This is a genomic window from Salinimicrobium oceani (genome assembly GCF_012037645.1).
The window spans coordinates 158,152-177,462 of the sequence record NZ_JAAVJR010000002.1 but is presented as its reverse complement, the minus strand read 5'-3'; the positions used below and the strand labels follow the sequence as shown (position 1 = coordinate 177,462).

General features: G+C 43.0%; 11 protein-coding genes. 2 read left to right on the top strand and 9 right to left on the bottom strand.

What is annotated here, in order from left to right; all coding sequences use genetic code 11:
- Positions 1-3: 3 nt before the first annotated feature.
- The 4 genes from HC175_RS04300 to HC175_RS24685 all read right to left on the bottom strand — a co-directional run bounded on the left by HC175_RS04300 (position 4) and on the right by HC175_RS24685 (position 8,895).
- Positions 4-1,101 (bottom strand): PKD domain-containing protein, encoded by a 1,098-nt coding sequence (locus tag HC175_RS04300; protein ID WP_168137282.1) that lies wholly within the window; start codon positions 1,099-1,101, stop codon positions 4-6.
- A 17-nt stretch (positions 1,102-1,118) separates the two neighbouring features.
- Positions 1,119-2,621, bottom strand: a complete 1,503-nt coding sequence (locus tag HC175_RS04295; RefSeq protein ID WP_168137281.1) for a RagB/SusD family nutrient uptake outer membrane protein — start codon at positions 2,619-2,621, stop codon at positions 1,119-1,121.
- Positions 2,622-2,633: 12 nt separating this feature from the next.
- The gene (locus tag HC175_RS04290) at positions 2,634-5,747 is read right to left on the bottom strand and encodes a SusC/RagA family TonB-linked outer membrane protein (RefSeq protein WP_168137280.1); all 3,114 of its coding nucleotides are present in this window, start codon (positions 5,745-5,747) and stop codon (positions 2,634-2,636) included.
- Between the two features lie 382 nt (positions 5,748-6,129).
- Complete coding sequence (locus tag HC175_RS24685) at positions 6,130-8,895, bottom strand: helix-turn-helix and ligand-binding sensor domain-containing protein (protein ID WP_168137279.1); 2,766 nt, start codon at positions 8,893-8,895, stop codon at positions 6,130-6,132.
- Positions 8,896-9,262: 367 nt separating this feature from the next.
- On the opposite strand from HC175_RS24685, the gene HC175_RS04280 reads away from it, so the two are divergent.
- Positions 9,263-12,862: a metallophosphatase gene (locus HC175_RS04280; RefSeq protein ID WP_168137278.1), complete on the top strand. Its 3,600-nt coding sequence runs from the start codon at positions 9,263-9,265 to the stop codon at positions 12,860-12,862.
- 84 nt (positions 12,863-12,946) lie between these two features.
- The gene (locus tag HC175_RS04275) at positions 12,947-13,723 is read left to right on the top strand and encodes an SDR family NAD(P)-dependent oxidoreductase (protein ID WP_209309925.1); all 777 of its coding nucleotides are present in this window, start codon (positions 12,947-12,949) and stop codon (positions 13,721-13,723) included.
- A gap of 97 nt (positions 13,724-13,820) precedes the next feature.
- Here HC175_RS04275 and HC175_RS04270 read toward each other — a convergent pair whose 3' ends face one another.
- From HC175_RS04270 to HC175_RS04250, 5 genes are all read right to left on the bottom strand, one after another.
- The gene (locus tag HC175_RS04270) at positions 13,821-14,411 is read right to left on the bottom strand and encodes a lipid-binding SYLF domain-containing protein (RefSeq protein ID WP_168137277.1); all 591 of its coding nucleotides are present in this window, start codon (positions 14,409-14,411) and stop codon (positions 13,821-13,823) included.
- A gap of 177 nt (positions 14,412-14,588) precedes the next feature.
- Positions 14,589-15,827 (bottom strand): tagaturonate epimerase family protein, encoded by a 1,239-nt coding sequence (locus HC175_RS04265; RefSeq protein WP_168137276.1) that lies wholly within the window; start codon positions 15,825-15,827, stop codon positions 14,589-14,591.
- Between the two features lie 9 nt (positions 15,828-15,836).
- Positions 15,837-16,643 (bottom strand): SDR family oxidoreductase, encoded by an 807-nt coding sequence (locus HC175_RS04260; protein WP_168137275.1) that lies wholly within the window; start codon positions 16,641-16,643, stop codon positions 15,837-15,839.
- A gap of 15 nt (positions 16,644-16,658) precedes the next feature.
- Positions 16,659-17,861 (bottom strand): mannonate dehydratase, encoded by a 1,203-nt coding sequence (uxuA, locus tag HC175_RS04255; protein WP_235942517.1) that lies wholly within the window; start codon positions 17,859-17,861, stop codon positions 16,659-16,661.
- Between the two features lie 84 nt (positions 17,862-17,945).
- Entirely contained in the window at positions 17,946-19,307 is a 1,362-nt protein-coding gene (locus HC175_RS04250; protein ID WP_168137274.1) for a glycoside hydrolase family 28 protein, read from the bottom strand.
- Between the last annotated feature and the right edge of the window lie 4 nt (positions 19,308-19,311).

Genomic DNA, 19,311 nt, shown 5'->3' with positions numbered 1-19,311 from the left:
CTTTTAATTTGTTAATGTGATATTATCCATGTAGATGACTTCTTCTGTACCTTCAGCGGTATCATTAAACCTGAAAACCAACTGTGTAAATAAAGCATCATCAGGAATTGATTCCATAGCACTAAAATCGAAGGTGAGTTCCTCCCAAGCGCCCGATTTGGTGATAGGTTGCTTCAAAATGGCTCCGTAAGGATTAGCTTCACTGCCTCCAACCGGCCATTCCAATTCCAGATTCAGCATTTTACCAATATTTGCAGAATCTGGATTGTAGATCATAACCTTCACGACCTGGCCGTGTTCAAAGTTCAAAGGAATATTCAGAGGGCTGTAAGTACCACTCCATGGTGCATGACCATTGGTATATTTCCCTACTTTAGCCGAGGTATTCAAACCAGAAGATGCAGGATTGTCTACCACTTCAAAGGCCTGTTGTCCCCAATCATCAAAAGTTCCGAAGAATGCCCCGCCCTCTCTTTCAAAAGTAATAGGCAGGCCAAAAAGTTCTTTGGCCACTTCGGTCGTAGCGGCACCTCCACTTAAAGCTACTACCCGAAGGGTAAACGGAGCTCCTGTAGCTGGATAAGTATGAGGAGGTAAAGTTTCTCCTACAGCAAGTGGAGTCCCTGTTTCATTTTCCACATCCCCATAATATACAAGGAAAGATTCAGCATAATCTGCACTTGCCGATACCTGCATGTTACCTGAAGTAGTTACAGTAACATTCTCGGGAGCCCGATAGGTCACCGTCAAAGGAAAATCCTGGGAAACTTCTTCACCAGCAAGATTCATTCCTACAACAGTCACAGTATAGCTGCCTTCAGCATAAGAGTGGGTAGTGCTCTGACCTGGGCTTAAAGTAACTGCCCCATCAGACCCTGAACCATCTCCATAGATGACTTTATATCTTGTAACGCCTTCTCCCGTTGGGGTAATGGTCACATTTCCAGAATTGTCATTAGTAATTTCAAAAATGGCATCAATATTTTCGGTATTGATAGAATTGAGGAAAGAAGTATCTCCATCAATGCCATCTTCCAGACTACAACCTACTGCGAAAGTAAGCAGAGCAAAGAATCCGAATAGAATTTTAATTTTTTTCATGTCTTTAAATTTATTGCTTAGTAGCCTGGGTTTTGTTCAATGATGGTATTTTCAAGTTCCCTGAATGGAATTGGCAATACTTCATTTTTAGCGGTAAATCCTTCATCTGCCAAAAACTCGGCAGCTCTTCCGGTTCTTACAAGGTCAAAGAATCTGTGTCCTTCTCCTGCAAGTTCCAACCTGCGTTCTCTGTATATAGCCTGTAAGGAAACAGGAACACTAGGAAGACCAACTCTCGCTCTTACAGCATCAAGTAAAGCCTGTGCTCTTTCTCCTGTACCACCTAAAGCTTCAGCTTCCATTAAATAGGTATCGGCCAGACGGATCACATAGTGGTTCTGTCTATAATTCAATATAGGTTCTCCTGCACCAGTAGTAACATCTGCACGAGTGGGGATGTATTTGTTAAGGAAGTATCCTGTATCCTCATATCCGGGAAGATAAACGGCTGCCCCTGCAGCAACAAGTGCTTCCATATCAAGTATCGTAGCATCAAATCTTGGATCTCCCTGAAGTAGGTCATATAATTCTGGTTCTACAGGGTTAAAACTCCAGCCCGAAGGAAGATCTGGTGCCTCTTCAGTTACCTGAGAGTAAGATCTTGGGCCTACCATGGTATTAATGGAATTTCCTTCATCCATTCCATTCCCCCAAATACCCCAGTGAGAGTTTGAAGCATTGGTATGTGCTACTTCCACAAGAGATTCAGCATTAAATTTATTGTCAGTTTCCCACAAAGCGTCAAAGCTTTCAAGCAACCTGTTTCCATACTGGTTGGTCTCGCCTGGAGTTCCATTTACTTCTCTTAACTGATCTGCAGCTTCCTGATTTTTACCTTGAAACAAGTAAACCTTTCCAAGGATCGCCTGTGCGCCACCTTTGGTAATTCGTCCCGCCTGGTCTGCCGGCAGGTTACCTGGTAAATTTGGAATTGCAGCAAGAAGATCTTCTTCGATCTGAGCATATACTGCTGCAGGCTCTGCCTGTGGTACGTTAAGGAATTCACTGGTTGCTAATGGTTCAGTGATCAATGGAATATTCCCGAACATTTTAACCAGGTTGAAATAATATAAAGCTCTTAGCGCCTTGGTCTCAGCAGTGTACTGAGCCTTCAGGTCTTCGGCCATTGGAACATCTGGTAACTTGGTCAAAAGGAAATTCGCACGAGCTATTCCCTGATAGAAATCTCCCCAGTAACTTTGAGGCATGGTAGTAGGAGTTATGATAAAATCATCAAAACTCTGAATTCCAACCCCATCGGAAGCGTTACCTCCACCAGCTCTAAAGTCATCTGACCCAGCGTTGAAGAAGGTTACCATATTTTCAAAACCTCCCGAGTATTTTCTCATAACATCATAAGTTGCTACAAGACCCGCAAAAGCTTCAGTTTCATTCTTGTAATAGTTAGACTCCAGGTTGGAACCTTTGACAGGAACCTCAAGAAATTCTTCACTACAAGAGTTCATCGTAAATACCACTGCAAGAGCAGCTACTACTAACTTGACAGTATGTGTTTTCATATTCATTTTTTTTTAAAATTGTAAGTTCGCTCCAAATAAGAAGGATCTGGCTTGTGGGTAGTAACCCCGGTCAATTCCCAATACGTTTCCACCAATCTCGGGATCGTACCCGGTGTAGTCTGTAAGGGTTAAGAGATTTTCTCCTGTAACATAGAATCTCAGGTTCTGAATTCCATAGCTGTCGGTAAAGGACTTCGGAATGGTATATCCTACCTGCGCCAGCTTAACTCTAAGATAATCACCATCTTCCAAATAGAAGTCAGACATTTTGCTAAAGTTTTCATTGGTATCTTCATTTGTCAAGCGCGGGTAATCGTTTGAAGTTCCTGCTCCTCTCCATCTGCTAAGTGCCTTAGTAGAATAGTTCGCATTCTGAATATCAAGACGTCTAAGGCCCTGGAAGATCTGGTTTCCTGCAGCACCCTGAGTAAATAACATGAAGTCGAAATTCTTGTAATTCATGTTAAGGGTAAGACCGAAAGTAAAGTCTGGCAGCGGACTTCCAATGAATTGCTTATCATCATCTGTAATGGTACCATCTCCGTTGGTATCAACCCATCTGAAATCTCCAGGAACAGCATTTGGCTGAATTGGATTTCCGTCGGGTCCGGTATAAGAATTTACATCGCTAATGGTCTGAAAGATCCCAGCCGTTCTGAAACCATAAAATGAGTTGTAAGGTTGCCCAATCTGGGTACGGGTTATTGGACCCATAGATTGGAAACCAGCAGTTCCTGTAGTAATGAACTCCTTATCCTGCCCTAAGTAAGTCACCTCATTTTCAAGGTAGGTAAGGTTTCCATTAGCAGAGAAATAAAAATCTCCAAAGTTCTTATTGAAACCAAGTTCGAATTCCAAACCGCGGTTTTCCATATCTGCTACGTTACCAACAGGAAGACCTGTTGAACCTACATAACCTGGAAGTTCCACTTCCTGAAGGATACCTGTAGTCACTTTTTTATAGTATTCGATCGTTGTAGTAAGATTTCTAAATAATCTTGCGTCAACCCCCACGTTAAGCTGAGAAGTTTCCTCCCACTTCAGGTCTGGGTTTGGTGGAGCATCTGGGCTGTACCCAATGATAATTCCACTTCCATCTCTTCCGAAGGTATAGTTACGGCCGCCTCCAATAAGCGCAAGGTATCCGTAAGGCTTAATAGCGTCATTACCTGTCACCCCATATCCAGCTCTAAGTTTTAGAGTATTGATAAAGGACTCTTCATTCCAGAATTCTTCATTTGAAATATTCCAACCAGCCGAGAAGGATGGGAATACCCCGAACTTATTGTTTGATCCAAAGTTGGTAGATCCATCTCTACGTACAATTCCGGTAAAGAGATATCTCTCATCATAGTTGTAGTTCAAACGAGAGAAGAGAGAAATAACCCTGTGTTCGGTTCCAGTGTAAGCACTTGCAGTGATCTTGTCCTGCGAAATCTGATAGTTAAAAGAAGCATCTCTATAGCTATCTACTGGTAGTCCCTGGTAAGAGGTGTAAGTACCACTGGTGATACCGTCTACGTAAGTACCTTGCCCAAGTAATAATGTGAAATCGTGTTTTCCATAGGTATCTCCGTATGACAACGTATTTTCTATATTCCAGCCAAAACCTTGGTTAAGGTTACGGCTAAGGCTGTTTTCTGAAGCTCCTACTGTAGAACTTAAGAAGTATACCGGGGTAAAAGCATCTCCTCCCCAATAAGCTATTTTACCTCCAACAGATGAACGCAAAGTCAATTGCTCTATTGGACGGAATTCCACATATGCATTCCCTACAAAGTCATCAGACCAGCTGTAGTTTCCTAAACGCGTTTGCACATATGCCACAGGGTTGGTCATTTCCTGTCCAACTGCACCTGAAATTCCATAAGGATTTCCGTTAGCATCTCTGAATACCGGATTCCCAAGATATGGCGTGGAATTAGCTACAGCAGGATCTGTCTCAACCAGGGGAGTAATAGGATCAAGGTTAAGCGCCGAGCTTAAGGGTCCACCATATTCACTGTTGGTATTTCCCAAACCTGTGTTCTTCTGATGCGTATATCCGAAAGTCTGACCTACGGTAAACATATCAGAAAATTTATGTGTAGAGTTCAATCGAAGACTCTTCTTTTGATACTGAGAAATAGCTGTAGTTACTATCCCCTCTGTATCTAACAATCCGAAAGAAGCATAAAAAGTGGAAACATCGTTACCACCACTCAGGCTAAATTCGTGCGACTCTCTCATTGCACTGTCGTTAAAAATGGCATTTTGCCAGTCTGTTCCTGTTCCAAATACAGAAAGATCGGGGTAAAGAATATTTCCTCCGGCAGCTACAGATTTTTCATTCATTAAAGCTGCATACTGGCTTGCATTCAATAGATCTACCGTTTTCTCTGGAGCAGATACTCCGTAGTAACCGGTATAATTCATATTCATAAGACCTTTCTTACCTTTTTTGGTAGTTACGAGAATAACTCCCGATGCTGCTCTTGCTCCATAAATGGCAAGAGATGCTGCATCTTTCAAAACTTCGATCGATTCGATGTCCTGCTGGTTAAGATATCCAATACCTCCTGAGTCTACGATCACACCATCCACAACCCATAAAGGACTGTTCCCTCCATAGGTGTCAAAAGTGGTTAAACCTCTCACCCTTACTGTGGCCGAGGAACCAGGTTGTCCTGAGTTCTGGGCGATAGTTACCCCGGAAACACGACCTTGCAAGGCCTGTTCGATACGTCCATTAGGTACCGCCTCAAGCTCTTCAGCTTTTACTGAAGATATTGCTCCAGTTGTTACACTTTTCTTTTGAGTACCGTAACCTACAACGACTACTTCATCAAGAGATGCGGTATTAGGTGCCAGCGTGATCACTAGATCCTGCTTGTCACCCACCAGGGCCTCGATAGTCTCATATCCTATATAAGAAAAAACGAGAACATCTTCCGGCGCAGCCTCTATGGCGAATTTTCCATCAAAGTCTGTCAGGGTTCCGGTTGTGGTACCTTTAATAATGACATTGGCTCCCGGGAGCGGAATACCACTGTCATCTACTACGGTACCTGTTATTTCTTTTGTTTGAGCCAAGGCTGAACTCAGAACAAAACAGAATAACATCACTAAATAATTTTTAATTTTCATTGAATGTTGAATTTAGTTGTTGGTGCATTTAAGTTTAAATTAAAGGCGTTGTTCAAAAAACCATATCCCTAATCGAAATCGATTGCGAATTCATTGATAGGAAATTCGCAATGGGTCAAATAATGGAATAGGCAAATTAGAAAGTTATTCGTTGTTAAAATTGTGTTACCAATTTATCAAGTAAAAGAAAGGAACTCTTAAAATGCGCCTTTACAAAAAATCTACATGCATCAAGTTGAATGTAAAGATATCCGGAAAGACCCGTTTACAGGGGAGTTATCATTGCACATCCCCTAATAAGGGAGCTTAAAAAAAAGATAAAAATGTATTTATTATTAGAAATGTAGAGGTAATGTAGGGGTAAATTCTGGGTTTGTAAAGGCTACAAACTCATAATATAGTCTGTTAAATTCGTTTCGCGCGGCAAATTCATCTTCTTTCTCAATCGATATCGTTTGATCTCTACACTCTTTACAGAGATGTTTACTAAAGGTGCAATCTCCTTAGAAGTCAAATTCAGTCTTAAGTACGCACAGAGCCTAAGATCATTTGACGTAAGCTCGGGATGCCTGGACTTGATCTTCTCAAAAAATTCCTTATCGGCATTCTTAAATGCTTCTTTGAACATTTTCCAGTTATCCTCCTCCCTTAATTCCCTATCGATGGTCTTGATCACCTTTTTCACCTCTGGGTTATCTGCTCCTTTTAGATCTTCCTTAAGCGTAGACAAGAACTCGTTCTTTTTGATAATAGACATGGTAGAAGCCGCCAGTTGTCCGTTTTTTTCGGCCATGTCCTTTTCAAGGTGTTCTTTTTGAAGCCTTATGATCTCTTGTTCTGCCTCAAGATTCTTCATTTTGAAATTCTTCTCTCTCTCTTCTATGATCCTTTTATGTCGCCTTCTATAGGTGTAATGGATAACTAGGATACCCGCAATGAATAATAAGAAATAAGAGATCATTGCAAGATTGCTATAATGCCACGGTTTGGCAATAGAGAACTTATAAGTGATCACCTCGGTCTCCCTGTTATTCACTCTCCCTTTTACCTGGAACTCATAATCCCCCGAAGCCAGGTTCTCAAAGCGCGCAAAGGCTGTTGGCTCCCAGGGAGACCAGGATGACGAGTAATTAAGAAGCCTGTAACTATATTCACTTTTTGAGAGGTACTGGTAATTTGGAACGCTAAATCCAAAGTTTATGTTATTCACTTCGCTATGCAGCTCAAGTTTTCCTGCTGTTGTGGGTTGATACGAGGAATTGATCCTTTTGGAGGAGGTTTCGACGGTGGTAAGTTGAATTTCTCCAGATGACAGTTTTTCAAGGGGTAAGGAAAACTCTATATACCCGCCATTAGAACCTACCAGATACCTGTTCTTACCTATCAATGAAATGTTCTCAAATCCCTTGCTAATGTTTCGATGGTCCAAGGGTAAAGGGATACTTCTTGCTATGACCTTTTGTTCAAAGGGATCTCTTTTCACATAATAAAGATGGTCCTTCCCAAATGACCACCAGGTTCCGTCATCAAGTACCTGGCTCACCCCACTTATCCTTTTATTGCGCCGGCTTACCCTGTTGAGCTCATTGTCATTAATGAATTTATTCAAACTTTTATCATACTTGTATACCGCATCCTCGGTCGAGAAATAGATCTCGTTTTCAAATTTGAAGATCTCCGGGCCGAGGCCGGTCTTTCCTGAAATTCCGAAATTCTCTATTTGTTCAACCCTTGTATAGTTCCTGTCAAGTTCCAGCCGAAAAATGCCTCGGTGATAATGGCTCATCCAGATAATGGAATCATTCTCCACGATCATATGTTGTACTGAAAGATCAAAATCCTTTAAATAATTGGCCTTTGAAGTAGCAGAGCTGTCTGGAATGAAACTCATTCCGTTGTAATGGCCTTGTAGAATTCCGGGGCCAATGCGCTTGACCGTCCAGGTACCCAACCCGTCCCAGATGAGAGCAGCACTTGCACCTTGAATTTTAAATGTCCCTCTATCGTGGCCGGCATACAGCGCGCCATTTAGATGATTGAGGCTCCAAACCTGTCCCGTAGTGCCTGGAACTAACTGATACTGCTCATTAGTATCAGCCTTCTTATAATACAGACCTTGATTTGTTCCCAAATACATGATCCCGTCCAGGACCTCGCTGCAATATACAGTCCCGATTTTACCAAAAGTATCTACAAAAAGCTGAAAGGGACTTTCCTTGTTTATTACAGCTATTCCATTGTCAAGACCCCCCCAGATGTTACCTTCTTCATCTTCAAGAAGGGCTAGGAGCGTATTGTTGAGCAGCGAAGGCTGCTGTAGATGAAATTTGAACTGACCTTCAAGATTTAGCAGGTAAAGACCGTTACCAATACTTCCCAATGCCAAAGAACCATCTTTAAGATAAAGAGCAGAAAAAAAACTTACCGACATGGGATAATTCTCAATTGCCAATGGCTGCCATTGATTTCCCGTAATTATAAAAACACCATCATCCCGTGTAACCGCCAGTATTTTATCGCTGGCGTAAGGAAATAACCCGATAATTGGCTTATTCTGAATTTTCTCCTGAGATACAAAAGGTACTCCTACTCCATCTTCAATTAGAAAAAGTCCTTTTTCTGCTACCTGATAATAGATCTTTTCCCGAACCCTGAAAAGATTGGAAATGTTCTTTTCAGTAACAATAGTGGTTACCTTACCAGTGTTCTTATTAAAACTATAAAGTCGCTGATGGCTTTGAAAGATCACATGATCTTCAACCTCCTTAATATCCCAAAACTGCTCCCCATCGATCAATCCTGTTTTTACTGAATCCTTTAAAGAAAAATAGCGGAGACGACCATTTTCCCGCTCACGCCAGTAGCCAAATTCCATGTAGGAGCCCGTGTAGATATTTCCTCCCGAAGCCAGCACCGAACGAATTGCAGTTGCCCCGGGCACCTCATAAAGATTCCAGTGCTCGCCATCGAATTGAAGCAGGCCAGAATTATTTGCGACATATATGTGTTTATTCCCGCCCTGTGAGATCATCCAGTTTTGATTCCCCGCGCCATATTCACTGGGACTGAAATTTGTCACCGGCGGCAACTCCTGACTACTAGCCAGAGCACTTAAAAGAAGAAAAATAAACGACAATATCTTTCCCACGGAAAAATCTGGTTTTTGGGGTGCAAAACAAATATAGCTGCAATTTGTTTTTAAGAAAATTTTTAGACTGCCGATTTTTTTCTGATACTCCTAAAGAGCTTATATACTTGCCTGTAACCTCAATCCCGGAAGGCCTTTTCACGAATGCCAAGGTCATCTAACGCTAATACCTGTTTATTGTCCCTTCTTTTACTTCAGGCAATTCAGTAATTACGATTCCAATCATCATTTTTGGAACTCCTGCGTTTTTCCTTAAAGTGTTATAAACTGGTTAAAGACAGGCCAGATCAGAGCATTTTTTCTGAAATTGGAACATTTGGCGTGGCAGTTAGCTACGACCAGCTCAAAAAATAAATTCAAAATTTATATGACCAACGGAAATTTATGCCCTAACCTTTTTCCCCGGCTCTTTATTTCACTCCTCTTTCTGACACTTTTTTCCTTTCTCCCGCTGCATGCCCAGGAAAAAAAATCAGATACCACAGGCATAGCTCACACTTTTTACATCATCTCAAATACAGGCTCTGGAGCTCATAAAAATACTTCGGCCATCCTAAAGAGCATTGTGGCTGCCTCAAAACATGACTCCACGGCAACGCTCCTGCTTCCGGGAAATATAACGCCCGAAAATGGCTATCTTCATAAAGACTCCAAAAGAGAGGAAATAGAGAATTTTCTTCAGAAGGAATTATTGGTTCCGCTCAGCGATTTTAATGGGAATATTATTTATACTCCAGGTGAAAATGAATGGAACAAATCTGCCCCTCAAAGCCTTGATGATCTGGAAAGCTTTTTACAGGATCGCAGCAACGGCCAGTTCTTACCCGATGATGGCTGCCCTGTTGAAGACATCGAGATCAATGACAATGTAGCCCTTATCACCATAGATTCACAATGGTATCTTGAAGACTGGGATCAAAACAGCGAGTTCAATGTGGAATGCGACATCAGGACTAAAGAACGATTTTTCATAGAAATAAAAGATGCTCTTAAAGACAATTTTGGGAAGGTAAAGATCCTCGTCATGCACCATCCGGTTATGAGCTCATCAACACCCGGTTTCTTCTCCCGGGTTTTCCCTTTTTCCAGACAGAACTTTGAAAACCCAGTGTATACAGAGTTAAGAAAGACGATTGAAACGCTCGCGAGCCAGTTTGATGATGTCATCTTTGTCTCTGGAAATCATGCAAATCTTCAATTCCTTACTAACGAGCGTAATCCGCAGGTGATTAGTGCTACCGCAGGAGAAACTGCTTCGGCAAAGGCTTTAAAGGATGAGCATTTTGCTTCTGAAGAGCCAGGCTTCGCAAAACTTAGGGTATTCAAAAATGGCAATTCCGACCTGCATTTTTTTAAGGTGAACAGGGAATCTACAGCCTCAATTTTTCACACCATTATTCCGGGAGAGCAGCATACCAGGATCGATCTCGAAGGAAAAGAATGGAAGGATCTAGGCGATACCTACGCTGCATCCATCTACACTTCAGAAGAAACAGAAAAGAGCGGCATCTTCAGGTTCCTCTGGGGAAAGCATTACAGGGATGTTTATGACCAAAAAATTGAAGTGCCTGTGTTATTACTGGACACCATCTACGGCGGTCTAAAACCCATAAAAGAAGGTGGAGGACAGCAATCGCGCTCCATAAGGTTCATCAATGAAGATGATCATGAATTTACCCTAAGGGCGCTGCGCAAAAGTCCTGGCAATTATATTCAGGCAGATCTTCTTCCTACTTCTTATATAGGTGACAGAATCAACAACACCTTTCCCGAAAGGCTGGTACTAGATTATTTCACTACGTCCCATCCTTATGCAAAATTCGCTTTGGACAATTTTTCTGAAGCACTTGACCTCCCGCACATTAAACCTGAGATCTATTATGTGCCGCGGCAGCCGGGACTGGGAATTCACAATGATGAATACGGGGATGAACTTTATGAGTTACAGGCACATGCCGGCAGTGAAAACAAATCTTTTGCTCAATTTGAGAACCCACAGGAGATCATTAGCACCTTCGACCTGCTGGAGGAACTACGGGAAGATCCGCAGGCCGAAGTAGTACAAGAGGAATATATCAAAGCCCGTCTTTTTGATATGCTCATTGGCGATTGGGACCGGCACCAGGATAACTGGCGCTGGGCAGAATATGAAGAGGATGGCAAGAAAAAATACGTACCCATTCCCCGCGACAGGGACCAGTCATTCTCCCGGTACGATGGTCCACTTATAAGGCTCCTCAAGTTTGCTGAACCTCGGTTGAGAAAGATGCAGACCTTCGATGAAGACATTGATGATGTCGCCTGGTTCAACTGGTCGGGATATTCCCTGGACCTGCAGTTTCTTTCTGGCAGCAGCTGGGAACAATGGCAGGAACAGGCAGCTTTTATTCAGAAAACCATTACAGACGAAGTAATAGCATCTGCCTTTGCCGAATTACCACAGGAAGCACAGGACCAGAGCATAGAAGAGATCAAACAGAAATTGAAAGGCCGCCGGGAAAATCTTCAGAAAATAGCTGCCGATTATTTTAAGCATCTGCAACAATTCACCATCCTCACAGGCACAGATGAAGATGAAACCTTTACGTTTGAACGAAAGGCGAATGGAAAGACTGAGATCATTAAAGCTGTAGACGGGAAGGAAATTGCGCGATATCATTACGATTCTAAAACAACAAATGAGGTATGGATCTATGGGATGGCTGGCGACGACACCTTCACTGTGACAGGACCTGGCGATGATCATGTACTGCTTCGAATCTTAGGCGGTCCGGGTACAGATACCTACAATTTTGAAAACAAGAGAGACGTCAAATTATATGACTTCAAAAGTTCCGAAAATGAGATCCTGCAGCCGGCTGCCCGAAAGTTGCTGGTAGATTCTTACGAGATCAATAATTTTTATTACAAGAAATTCAAATACAGCACCTTTAAGGTGTTGCCTTACGTCAATTTTGAAACAGACGCCGGCTTTACACTGGGTGCTAAAACGGTTTGGACAAAATATGGCCTCGTCAATAATCCCTTTTCGGCCCAGCATGAACTGCTTGCAAATTATTATTTCGACACCAACGGGTTCTCCATTAGATATCAGGGAGAATTCGCTCATCTTTTCTATAACTGGAATTTTGGTCTTACGGCGCGCTACACAAGCCCCAATTATACCCTCAATTACTTCGGAAGTGGCAGTGAAGCACCATATTTTCCCGATGCAGTAGACAAAAAATATAACCGCCTCAAGATCCAAAAATGGAATTTTTCACCTGCTCTTATCTGGCGCAATGAAGGGGGAAGTGGATTCGATTTTAGAGTTCTTATAGAATCATTTAAGGTTGAATATGAGACCGACAATTTTTTAGCTGAAGTATTTCCTCCCGAAAATGACATTTTTGACACCCAATTATATGCCGGGGCCGAGAGCAGCTATAGGTTCTATAGTAAGAACCGAAAGGCTTTTCCAAGTCTTGGCTCAGATCTGGGCGTTACCGCTGGATACAAGAAAAGCATCGATGGCGCCGGTAATGAATTTGGCTACGTAGAACCTTACATTTCCCTCAACTACCCACTTATTCCCAGTGGTTATGCTGTTTTTGCAACCAAGATTGGCGGGGAGGCCATCTTTGGAGACAATTATGAGATCTATCATGCCGCAACCCTGGGCGGCAACAGAAGCCTTAGAGGATACAGGAATCACAGGTTCAATGGAAAACAGGCCTTTTACCACAGCACCGATCTGAGAACTGCTTTAGGCCTTTGGGAAAATAACTTCCTGCCCTTCGTTTACGGTGTTACTGCCGGCTTTGACTACGGAAGAGTTTGGCTTCCTGAAGAAAATTCAGATCAATGGCACAGCAACTATGGAGGCTCGGTTTGGATAAGTGCAGGCCTTGCACTAACAGGGAACATTGGCCTTTATCACGGCGGGGATGGGAACAGGATTAGCGTAATGCTGAATTTTAAATATTAATTTTGAATACCTGCTGAAATTATCTTTTTGTTAACTCATTTTCAGGGCATTAGTCAGTAGTTTAATATGCACAAAACGGTAATAATGAAGAAGCTCGAGGGAAAAGTTGCATTGATCACTGGATCTGATTCCGGAATAGGACAGGCATCGGCAATAGCGTTTGCAAAAGAAGGGGCAGATGTGGTGGTCACCTACCATTCAGACGAAGAAGGAGCACAGGAAACGCTTCAGAAGATAAAAGCAGAAGGCAGAAAAGGAATTGTGATCCAGGTAGATATTTCCGAAGAAAAGGAGGTGGAAGAAATGTTTGACCGCAGCCTGCAGGCATTTGGGAGGCTCGATATTCTCATGAACAACGCTGCAATTAACGGACAGGGCATCAAAGTAGCCGAAATGCCCACAGAAAACTGGGACAGAGCAATCAAAACTAACCTTTACGGCACATTTTTCTGTACCCGAAGATTCATAAAAGAACTGCGCAAGGCGAAACAAAAAGGAAAGATCATTAATGTGAGCTCGGTACACGAGGAGATCCCTGCAGCGGGAACGGCAGAATATTGTGCATCTAAAGGTGCGGTGCGAAACTTTACCCGCGTACTTGCTCTTGAACTGGCCGAAGAAGGGATCAATGTCAATAATATTGCTCCGGGAATGATCCTTACGCCCATGAATCAGGAAGCTATAGATGATAAGAGTGCCAGGGAGGAACAGGTACAGCATATTCCAATGAAGCGGGCAGGGCGCCCCGAAGAGATCGCTAAGGTTGCAGTTTTTCTCGCCTCATCTGATTCCGACTACGTCACCGGATCCACCTATGTGATGGACGGCGGACTCATGCAGCAGATGGGACAGGGTGCATAATTGCAACTTGCAGTACTCTGTAATTGTAGTCAGCAAAAAAAGAACATAAAAAAAACCGGATCAAAAGATCCGGCTTCTAAAATGTCATTTTTGGAGCTTATTCCTGAACGGCACGGAAATCAAATTCCTGACCGCCTACAGAAATACCTGCCATCAATCCAGCTTTAGGCATCAAAGCAACACCCACTCCATCTTCAAACTGAATGGCTTTGCCTTTACCTTTATCCCAGATCACTGCAGATGCACTTCCTTCGAATTCGAAGTTACCTTGCTTGAAATTATCAAGTGCAGCCTGATCTTTAAAAATTATAAGTTCACTAAAGGCTTGTCCGCCAATCTGGAATCCAATATCGATCTGTCTTAGCTCGGTATATCCTACAACCTGACCATTTTCATATACAATTCCGTTACCTGCAGCGCCACCTAAGATCCACGCCCCTTTTCCAACATTTGGAAAGATGGCATAACCTGCAGCCGAATCAAGATGATTCTGAAGTTCGGCATCTTTGGATTTGAAATTGTCCAGGGCTTTTTGAGCATCATTTTTAAGTGCTTCCCTCTCATCTACATCGACAATTTCTTCTTTGGTTTCTTTTTTGTTTTCCTTCTCAGTCTGGGCCATAAGGGAACCGCTCATGAAAGTCAACAGAACCATTAGTGCTGTCAAATAAATGTTTTTCCGTTTCATATTCTCTCTTTTTTTGGTTTACATATGAAGATATCATTTTTAGAACCTAAAAATGTTAATTGGAGGTTATTTCACTAAACCTTAAGCTTTTACAGCTAAATTATTAATAAAACTAAAACCTTTTGACAGGAAAGAATTCTGCAGTAGTAAATCTGAAAAAAAGGAAAAAATGATCCTCTAAAGGAATAGCGGCTTGAGATGTTTTCTAAAGAGATTGTCTGTTACGTTTGCAGCTATCCTTTCTCTATACCTCTCTAAAAGGGGAAAAAAGTTTGCTTCTTTTTCTGCCGCTATTTTATAGGCGCAATGCAGAAGCTGCCTAAAATGTGGGTTGTATTCTGAAGACTCCTGCTCATGTCGCAGCGCAGCAGCAAAGCTGGCTCCAGATCTAAAGGAATCTGGTGCTGGTAATATTTTTTGATCAATGGAGAGAACCGAAGCATAATCACGGGTGAGTTCCTCGTAACGCTCCAGGGCCTCGTTATAAAGAGCTGTACAAAAGGTAAATCCTTCTCCCTCGCTTTCTGCAAGTCCCAGCAACTCTTCCAGCCAGGTTGTTCCCGCCGTTTTAAGATGCAAACCAGCATCGTGTTTTTTAATAAGCGAATTAATCACGGGATAAAGAGAAAATTTGTCACTCCCAGTGTGTACGCTCAGCTTTAGATTTGCCGGGAGATCAAATTCCCTTATGGCATATTTTAACACCAGTAGATCTTCCTCGAATTCTTTTGAAAATTTATCGATATCTCCTTCATAATCCACTCCTTTGTTGAATCGTCCTGTAAATTTCGGGGCAATAGTATTAACCGGAACTTTGTAAAAAGCTAATGCAGAAAGAATGAAAAAGAGTTCTGCGGGAGATTGGGCTTCTTCCACTTCATCCATAGAAACCTCAACATGGAAATTCTTCTCCCTGTTTTTCCTGATATAGGAATATACTTCCCCCGCATTTTTAGCTGCTAGTAAAAAAGTATCGAGCATCTCCCTTAGATGAGTCCGGGAGATCTGAAATTTATGAGCAATTCCAGGGATCTTCAATTCGCCGGAATACCGTTTAAAAAAGGAAAGGAATCGCTCTTCCTCCTGTGTGGGAGCGGGCTTACCAATAAATTCGGCCACATCTATGGTAAAGAAATCGCTAACCGGAATAAAGGGATCTACTGTATTGAAATTGATATGATCTGCATCTACAAAATACGGATTGTCGAAATGCAGGTCTTTCACTGCCTCATCTGCTTCATCCCTGAGACTGCGAGGTTTTGTTCCAACAGTGGAATGCTCCCGGTGAGATTTGTTCCAAACCGGCGTCACTTCTCCCCCTGCTTTCCACACCTCCAGGACTGCCTGTAACTGTGCAGTACCTTCTTTTCCAAATCTATCCCCAACTCCAAATGAATATTTTCCGATTTCTTTCATAATCAAGTATTAAACTCCGCTAAATGCACCAAAACCACCATCTACGGCGATGACTGTTCCTGTCACAAAGGAAGATGCATCTCCTGCAAGCCAGATAGCTGCACCCTGCAGTTCTTCTGGTTTCCCAAACCGCTTCATTGGAGTTTGTTTTACAATGGTCTCACCCCGGGAGGTAAGAGAATCATCGTCATTCAATAACAGATCCCGGTTCTGGTCTCCAATGAAAAAGCCAGGAGCAATGGCGTTTACCCGGATACCGTCTCCGTATTTCTGCGCCAGCTCTACAGCAAGCCACCGGGTAAAATTATCTACTGCCGACTTTGCTGCCGAGTATCCCATCACCCGCGTAAGGGCTTTACTGGCAGCAAGAGAAGAGATATTAATAATGCTCCCTTTCTTCTGCTCCACCATGCCTTTTGCAAAGACCAAAGATGGCAGTACAGTTCCTTTATAATTCAATTGATTCACCTGTTCGAGCGCATCAAGATCCAGGTCGAAAAAACTCTGATTGGGTGTAATGGTTGCTCCCGGTTGATTCCCACCGGCAGCATTTACCAGAATATCCACCTTTCCAAAGACGGATTCAATTTTTTCTTTTGCGGCCACTAATTGTTCTCTGTCAAGAACATCGGCCACCAGGGAAATTGCTCTTCCACCTTTCTCTTCTATTTCCTTTACTCGGGAGTCCACAGTATCCTGGCTTCTTCCCAGGATCCCCACTTTCACGCCCTCGGCAGCCAGGCCCATGGCTATTGCACCTCCTAAAACTCCGTTTCCTCCCGTTACTACCGCTGTCTTATCTCTTAAATTATTCATTCCTCCTGATGTTTTTTAAAGGGAATGTACTATTCCCATTTCAAGGCCGCGCAATTCTGCAAGCCCCCTTAATCTCCCAATTGCGGAATATCCTGGATAGGTTGTCTTCTCCAGGTCATCTAGCATTTGATGCCCGTGATCTGGTCGCATGGGAATTGGCGCAGCTTTTTGCCCTTTTTGACACTCATAAAAAGTGCGTACCAGTTTGTACATTTCCGCACTTCCTTCCAAATGATTGGCTTCATAGAACCTCGAGTTCCCTTCCCTTTGTACAGATCTTAGATGGACAAAATGTATCCTATCATAATATTTTCTGATAATTCCGGGCAGGTCATTCTCTTCTGAAGCTCCAAAACTTCCGCTGCAAAATGTAAGACCATTGGCTGTGGACGGAACTTTTTCAAAAAGATGATCAAGATCGGCCGCTGTGCTTACTACCCGCGGCAGCCCCAGTACCGGCCATGGCGGATCATCTGGGTGAATGGCAAGATTCACTCCCACCTCCTCGGCAACAGGGACGACCTCTTTCAGGAAGTAAACCAGATTTTCACGCAATTGTTCAGCTGAAATTCTGTTGTAATCCTGTAGCCCCTTCCGCAGTTTTTTCAGAGTAAAGCCTTTTTTATCTCCCGGAAGGGCCATAAGCAGACTTTCCTCCAGCCTTGCCAGCTCTTTTTCGGGCATTCTGGGATATCTTTCTTTCGCTTTTGCAACCAATTCAGCATCATAATCGGCTTCAGCATGCGCTCTTTTCAGAATGAACAGATCAAAGATGATAAGATCTTCAAGATCATGAAGCAGGGCCGTACTTCCATCTGCCAACTTATAGTGCACATTGGTGCGGAGCCAGTCGAGTACCGGCATGAAATTATAGCAAACCCGGGTAATCCCACAGGCAGCAAGATGCCGCAGACTTTGCTTATAATTTTCGATAAGCGCGTCCCTGTCCTCTTTTCCCTGTTTTATGTGTTCATGTACCGGAAGGCTCTCCACCACATTCCAATGTAATGGGAATGCATCCTTTTCATTGCTTTGAGCCAGCAGTGCCTTTCTTTTTTCAATTTCCTCCATGCTCCAAACCTCACCCACGGGAATGTGATGTAAAGCAGTGACAATCCCGTTTGCTCCAGCCTGCTTTATCGCCTGTAAATTTACCGGGTCATGAGGCCCGTACCACCTCCAGCTTTGTTCGAAGACCATAGTTTTAAATTTGTTCATTTAAAGTTAAGACCATTTCTTTCCCTGTCAAAGCTGAAAGCACGGGAATTTTAGATTGTTCCGGTACTAAATGTCAAGTCTTTCCTATTCCTTACCTGAAACCGAAGTAGGTACCGTGGCTTCTTCGCCTATGATTACCTCGTCAAAAATGACATTTTTGGTGTTGGTTATGGAAGTTGCGTTCCTGGTCTTGTTCACCTTTACATTGGTTAGCTTTACGTTCTCTACCTTGCTTTCCTCAAATCCCTGTATCACCACGGCAGTCCCTGTAGCTTCTTCACAGCTCACATTGGTGATAAAAACATCTGAGATCTTCGAATTGAAGCCTTCACCTTCGCCATGGTAATTTGCTGTGATGTAAAAACAGTCTTCTACTGTTTGAAGTGCAATATTGTTGATGTGAATATTTCTAATGTACCCGCCCCTGTCAGGATTGGTCTTGAAGTAAATTCCCCGTTTGAGGTAACCCCAGGCCTGGTTGTTCTCAACATACACGTTTTGAACTCCTGCCGACATTTCACTGCCAATTACCACTCCATGCAGCCCTTTGAGCAGGTTATTCCGTATTACTATATTCTCTGAAGGCGTAGCGGCATTGGCGCGACCTTCATTATCTCTTCCTGCCTTAATGGCGATATTATCATCGCCATTGTCAAATTTCACCTCCTCAATGAGAATATCACTGGCATATTCGGCATCGATCCCATCATTATTGAAATTATGAGCGTCAAATTTCAGGCGACGTACGGTCGCGCTTCGGGATTTAAGCAGGTGTACACACCAGAAGGGAGCATCTTCTATGGTAATGTCTTCTAAAAGAATGTTCTCCGTTTCAAAAAACTGGATCATTTGCGGCCGCAGATAATGACCTTTTCCGAATTTCCTTTGCTTCAAAGGCACACCCTGATGGTTCATATCCCGACTAACCTGTTTATCCTTATCCTCGAGCTGTTTCCATGCGGCCCAGGCTCCTCCCCCTTCTCCATCTATAGTTCCTTTCCCGGTGATCGCCACATTTGAAAGTCCGTAGCCATAGATAAGCGGACTGTAATTATACAGCATGGTTCCTTCCCAACTCGTGAGGACCAGCGGGTAATCTTCAGGATTGGATCCAAATCTTATTTTGGCTCCTTCCTCCAAATGAAGATTCACGCTGCTCACAAAATGAATGGGACCATTTACTGTGTACACTCCCCGTGGAACGACGAGAGTACCGCCATTCTTTTTCTTCAGGGCCTGCATGCCTTTTTCAAAAGCTTTTCTATTGTCTGATACAGAATCGCCTTTCCCTCCAAACTCGGTTAATGAAACGCTATACTCAGGAATTACCGGAACCTGTATCCTGTCCACGATCTCCTGAATCGCCGCCTTTCTCTCACTTTCGCTGAGCTGAGCCTGGGCGCTGAATCCTATCAATATCGCCCACAGTAGAATAATTCTTTTCATATTT

What these genes read in the sequence shown, in the direction of transcription:
- HC175_RS04300 (WP_168137282.1), bottom strand. Translation starts at nt 1,101, where the DNA reads ATGAAAAAAATTAAAATTCTATTCGGATTCTTTGCTCTGCTTACTTTC.
- HC175_RS04295 (WP_168137281.1), bottom strand. Translation starts at nt 2,621, where the DNA reads ATGAAAACACATACTGTCAAGTTAGTAGTAGCTGCTCTTGCAGTGGTA.
- HC175_RS04290 (WP_168137280.1), bottom strand. Translation starts at nt 5,747, where the DNA reads ATGAAAATTAAAAATTATTTAGTGATGTTATTCTGTTTTGTTCTGAGT.
- HC175_RS04280 (WP_168137278.1), top strand. Translation starts at nt 9,263, where the DNA reads ATGACCAACGGAAATTTATGCCCTAACCTTTTTCCCCGGCTCTTTATT.
- HC175_RS04275 (WP_209309925.1), top strand. Translation starts at nt 12,947, where the DNA reads ATGAAGAAGCTCGAGGGAAAAGTTGCATTGATCACTGGATCTGATTCC.
- HC175_RS04270 (WP_168137277.1), bottom strand. Translation starts at nt 14,411, where the DNA reads ATGAAACGGAAAAACATTTATTTGACAGCACTAATGGTTCTGTTGACT.
- HC175_RS04265 (WP_168137276.1), bottom strand. Translation starts at nt 15,827, where the DNA reads ATGAAAGAAATCGGAAAATATTCATTTGGAGTTGGGGATAGATTTGGA.
- HC175_RS04260 (WP_168137275.1), bottom strand. Translation starts at nt 16,643, where the DNA reads ATGAATAATTTAAGAGATAAGACAGCGGTAGTAACGGGAGGAAACGGA.
- uxuA (WP_235942517.1), bottom strand. Translation starts at nt 17,861, where the DNA reads ATGAACAAATTTAAAACTATGGTCTTCGAACAAAGCTGGAGGTGGTAC.
- HC175_RS04250 (WP_168137274.1), bottom strand. Translation starts at nt 19,307, where the DNA reads ATGAAAAGAATTATTCTACTGTGGGCGATATTGATAGGATTCAGCGCC.